The following is a 4,489-nucleotide window of genomic DNA, read 5'->3' as shown; positions in this document are numbered from 1 at the left end:
CAAATCGTTTTGGTATGTATGAGCTACGGGAGCGAGATGTAGCGCCGATTGACTACGGTGTGACGTTTCAAATGTAGCGAAATTGGGGATGTTACTCATTTACGCAGGAATCCTGACGGTACCCCAATTTACCAATACTAATGATGGTACGTGGCATTGGTCCGGTAGCACAGGTGATAAAAGTGCGGCATTAAGCAAGAGCGACGTTCCATCAGACGTTAAAAAGAAACTTGGTTTACCTGGAAAATGGAGATAATTATGATTTTTGGTGATCCAAATCATTTTGCCATACTTATAGAGTATTTATCTGATTGGAGTACAGAAAATGGATATAGAAATGGCTTATTTCATTTTTGTATAGATGGAAAACTGTATCCAAATAGTGCGAAAGTAGCAACATTAGGAGGAGATATCCTTTGTTTATCTGATAGTAATGCTTTGGTATTACCTGTTGAAAATAATAATATTTTCAATATGGAAAAAAAAGAAGCTTACTTCTCTATGTTAAAAACAATGTTGCCTGAACGGGCTGAACCAGAGAAAGAAGTATCAGACGATTTTGTTACTTCTTACAAATATCAAGCATCTACATATAATTTAGAAAATGACTGTTGTTATGTTTTTGCTGTATCTAATGGCAGTATGATAAGAATCTTAGGTGCAAAACTGAGTGTTTTAAATGGTAATGATGATGTTGGATATCATTGGGAGGAAATACTAAAACCACATGTTACTGATATTATTTTAGAAAAGGAAACAGTGAAAAACATTGTCACTTCTACAATAAATTATTATTACTGCCTAAAGTAAAATCCCCCCATGTGGACCGTACCCCAAATGTTGGATAACCATCTAACTCTAAAGGTGAGGTTCATCACATCAAGGCAAAGTGGCTTATCGAGCTGAAAAGTCGCGTCGGGGTGTTATTGGCCGGGAGTCAAACCGTACAGGGAAAAACAGGTTGTAACTGACTGAGTACCATAGAAAAAATAGGTGCTTGGCGGTCAACTTCGCACTGGAATGGGTTGTTGTTGACAATAATCACTTAAGCGTTGACCAGAATCGCTCAAGGAGTGAGGAACTGGTCAATTGTCAGGGAGATAGCAGTTGTCGTGCGACGGTCAGAGATAAATACCGGCAGGAATATGACCGGGTTCAGGCGCGGATAGCAACGTGTTCAGGGGCTGACCAGTGTGTTGCGGTTGCCAAAGAGCTGCGAGCATTACAGGGTGATTACAGTGCCCGGATGAACGAAATTCAGGAAAAAGCCAGAATGCAGGGACTGGATTCCCTCACGCCGGCAGAAGTGCGGGAATGGGCAGATTTACGGGGTGCGATGTCGAATATTGATGCCTCCCGCAATTTAGTGCTCCATCGTGCCCAAGTCACCGGCGGCTCAGAAGAAACGACCCAGGAAATCGTGAAGATTATGGGGCAGACGGGGATTGCGGCGTCTGCAGGGGTTGCCGGAGGGATCAGTAAGACTGGAGCAAAAGAGGTAAAAAGAAGTGCTATACCAGTACCTAATCCAGTGACAGCGAATAATGGGTTGGTTTATAAATCAAATCCTAAACATACTCTTGGTGGTGATGGAAATCGCCGTAATGCGGGAATAGAACCAAAAGACTCATTGAAACTTTTTGAAAACTCAATCCCAAGCTCCAAAAATTATGGTAATAGGGGTAGTAACCGGGCTACTCGACCAGCTACCCGGTCACTACCCCTGAATCTGAGCTGCCTGTGGGTGTTACTCACTCGTGTAGATGTTTCACAAGCGCCTGTGTGGAGTGGCTGGAGTGAGTTAAGCTCAGGGCCGGTTAGTCCAGCCTTTTGCTTTATTATCTGCCTGTGCGGCAGTTGGTTTTTACTTAAGAATAGGAAAACATGTTTCTAAGCTGCTTGTACAGCAGTACTAATATGCTACACAACTTAAAGAGTTAAATCTACAAAATACCTCGTCATAATAAGGAATTAATTGCATGGTGTAGGGGTTTCTTCAAATCCATTTAACACAAATTCTTCACTTGTCAAAAAAATAAAAACTTGTTTTTGTTGCTGTTTGGGGTTTCACCATCTAACCCTTATTTGTGTTAGCTAGAATCTTTTTTTGCTGCATCATTCACTGTGCCGGAATCGTTGCCTAATTTCTCGACACAAGCTTGTATTCAGGATGTTCACCAGCCAACAACAGCAAAAGTTCATACTTAATTTTTGGAAGTTTTTTTTCCGGGTTAACAGAAATTAAATTCTCCCAAGTTCTGGGACTCATATCTAAACGTAGAGCTAACTCCTGTTTAGACAATCCGGTTTTTGCTTGCAACCTTCTTAATTCGATTGGTGTCATAATATTCTATTTTTTAGAGATAAAATGATTAGTCATTAACAAAAAACACTCAGCCAACGGCTTGAATTTTTCTGTCTTTGCAATCAATGGTAGTTGAGATAAATCTATTGATTGAATAGATTTATAATCATATGTTTCATCGAAAATAGTAAATCGTTCACGTTTCTTCCCATTTTGTGGATTAGTTCTGCCTAATGCAGAATAGCATAAATGATAACCATCGTTATCAAGCCATACAGTCAATGAACAACTTTTGTTCCCTTTATTCACTCGTTCTTCAAAAACTTTTTCCATGAAACGCCCTCACATATTAGGGGTCCAGTGGAAGAACCCCCAGATCTGTAAATATTAGCTACAAATCAGAATCACAATGTACTTAAAAATCCGACCAAATAGATCAACTCGTCCTTACTCAAGCAGCTTAGATGCAAATTATAACAGCCATCATATGATTCTTTAACTGTTCCATGTATTCTCCCATGCTTAAAGCTGCATAAATCATAGTAATTGGGTTGCAGTTCTACAACACAGCCTATCGATGATTTTACTATCTCGCGTTCTTCGGTTCGCTTTTGATTCTTCTTGATCTCAGCTTCCAACAGCTCAATTTGTCCTAATGCTGACGACAAGATCTTACGTTTGATATCTCTTGCAATCGCTAACGGCTGTCGCCTGGTTGATACAGAACATACACACCATACACCATGACTAACACCTCCACTAATTTGTATACGTCCTTTCTCCATTGTGGCAACTATTACAAAATGCTTAAAGTTTAATGATGTTAATTTAATTCGATATTCATACCCAGGTTCTAACTTATCAACACGCCAACCATCGCCAAGAAATTTACATACAACTTCAAAAGTATTTGTGAAATTTTTTTTAAAGTGATCCATTTTAAATCTCATAAAGCAAAATTAAAGAAGATAAATACTAGAAGGGCGGTTCCCCGCCCACATTTTAAGTTTAAATCCTTGCCTCAACGCTATGAGGCCCACGAGCATTACACTTGCCATTTGTCCCATACATTTCTCTTATTTCTTCCATGCTGTGCTCTTTACGATTAAAATGGCTCTTATGTTCTTCTGGACGATAAAACCATCGTTTTTTCTTATTTGCCCATTTGCATCCTAATTCTTTCAAAATATCTTTATGTGGTTTTGTTTCTCCTGAAATCCAAATCCAATTACCGATAACTTCAAGAATAATTCCAGCCAAACCGTTTAAAGTTGTTAATACTCTTTCTAAATCCTCGCCATAATTGTAATGATCATCTTGATTCGAGGACTGGAATTGATTTACTTTTTCAAAATTAGCCATTAAGAAATCAAAAGCTGCGTTGATAGCTTTCATCATTTCCGTGCCTAATGGGTTTTTATCGGGATGATATTTAATAGCAAGGCACTTGTACGTTTTCTTAATATCCTGTTCAGTAAGTTCACCAGAAATACCAAACACGTTTAACGCTTCTTGAATATTCATTTTTTAGTTCCTGCCCTTATGGGCTGTTAGTGTGAAAAGTATAGGAGCCTTACCCGTTCCTATATAAATAATTGTACTCACCTTTTGGTGAGTTGTCAAGGTGAAAAATATAAAAATATATTTCCCGTTTATTGGAACGGAAGGAAGTGGATCAACGACATTTATTTTCATCAGTTATTCAACTATTCAATACCCGAAGCAACTTAATAACGTTAACCCGTCGCCGGCGTTTTGGTGATTTGTTGTTTTACAGTGAGTCAGGTGTGATAAACCACCAAAAACATTAGTGAGGATTTTTGAATGATGGAGAAGGAGCCGTATGTCAGATCTCTTCAAAAGCCGTTGGCGCGGCTCTATTAGGAGAGCATAAAAAACCTTGGGGCACTACATTGGTGTTATGCTGTGATAGATAATGTAGAACTATCAACCATACTCCAGCTAGCTCATAATTTTGATGCTAGGATACCAACGCTCAAGTTGTGCTTTTAGCTTGCCATTCAGAACGGTCATCTGAGGGGAACATTAAAAGATTACCCCAAGGTAATGAGATGGTTCCCCTCACTCTAACGGCAGTATATTAGCAGAGTGATTATCTTTGATAAGAGGCTACCATCATGAACACTATCGCACTGATTGGCATCGATCTCGGCAAGCATTCTT

Annotated in this window: 6 protein-coding genes; 2 read left to right on the top strand and 4 right to left on the bottom strand. The window is 39.2% G+C overall.

Going from position 1 to position 4,489, the window contains the following annotated elements; all coding sequences use genetic code 11:
• The first annotated feature begins 258 nt into the window (after nucleotides 1–258).
• Entirely contained in the window at nucleotides 259–810 is a 552-nt protein-coding gene (locus C5470_RS21320) for an immunity 42 family protein (RefSeq protein ID WP_157975445.1), read from the top strand.
• A 187-nt stretch (nucleotides 811–997) separates the two neighbouring features.
• Nucleotides 998–1,894: a hemolysin/hemagglutinin-like protein HecA precursor gene (locus C5470_RS23145; RefSeq protein WP_239002558.1), complete on the top strand. Its 897-nt coding sequence runs from the start codon at nucleotides 998–1,000 to the stop codon at nucleotides 1,892–1,894.
• Between the two features lie 246 nt (nucleotides 1,895–2,140).
• Here C5470_RS23145 and C5470_RS21310 read toward each other — a convergent pair whose 3' ends face one another.
• From C5470_RS21310 to C5470_RS21295, 4 genes are all read right to left on the bottom strand, one after another.
• Nucleotides 2,141–2,344 carry a helix-turn-helix domain-containing protein gene (locus tag C5470_RS21310; protein ID WP_152963802.1) on the bottom strand — a complete coding sequence of 68 codons (204 nt, stop codon included), beginning with the start codon at nucleotides 2,342–2,344 and terminating at the stop codon, nucleotides 2,141–2,143.
• A 6-nt stretch (nucleotides 2,345–2,350) separates the two neighbouring features.
• Complete coding sequence (locus C5470_RS21305; RefSeq protein WP_152963803.1) at nucleotides 2,351–2,638, bottom strand: hypothetical protein; 288 nt, start codon at nucleotides 2,636–2,638, stop codon at nucleotides 2,351–2,353.
• Nucleotides 2,639–2,709: 71 nt separating this feature from the next.
• Nucleotides 2,710–3,243: a hypothetical protein gene (locus tag C5470_RS21300; protein WP_152963804.1), complete on the bottom strand. Its 534-nt coding sequence runs from the start codon at nucleotides 3,241–3,243 to the stop codon at nucleotides 2,710–2,712.
• Nucleotides 3,244–3,313: 70 nt separating this feature from the next.
• Nucleotides 3,314–3,829: a J domain-containing protein gene (locus C5470_RS21295; protein WP_152963886.1), complete on the bottom strand. Its 516-nt coding sequence runs from the start codon at nucleotides 3,827–3,829 to the stop codon at nucleotides 3,314–3,316.
• Nucleotides 3,830–4,489: the final 660 nt, after the last annotated feature.

It is taken from the genome of Photorhabdus stackebrandtii (assembly GCF_011189495.1).
GTDB classification, from domain to species: Bacteria; Pseudomonadota; Gammaproteobacteria; order Enterobacterales; family Enterobacteriaceae; genus Photorhabdus; species Photorhabdus khanii.
The sequence above is the reverse complement of the archived record's forward strand: the minus strand, read 5'-3'. Positions and strand labels throughout refer to the sequence as shown.

Bases quoted from the DNA above. Each gene is read 5' to 3' on its own strand.
- C5470_RS21320 (WP_157975445.1), top strand. From the start codon at position 259: ATGATTTTTGGTGATCCAAATCATTTTGCCATACTTATAGAGTATTTA.
- C5470_RS21310 (WP_152963802.1), bottom strand. From the start codon at position 2,344: ATGACACCAATCGAATTAAGAAGGTTGCAAGCAAAAACCGGATTGTCT.
- C5470_RS21305 (WP_152963803.1), bottom strand. From the start codon at position 2,638: ATGGAAAAAGTTTTTGAAGAACGAGTGAATAAAGGGAACAAAAGTTGT.
- C5470_RS21300 (WP_152963804.1), bottom strand. From the start codon at position 3,243: ATGGATCACTTTAAAAAAAATTTCACAAATACTTTTGAAGTTGTATGT.
- C5470_RS21295 (WP_152963886.1), bottom strand. From the start codon at position 3,829: ATGAATATTCAAGAAGCGTTAAACGTGTTTGGTATTTCTGGTGAACTT.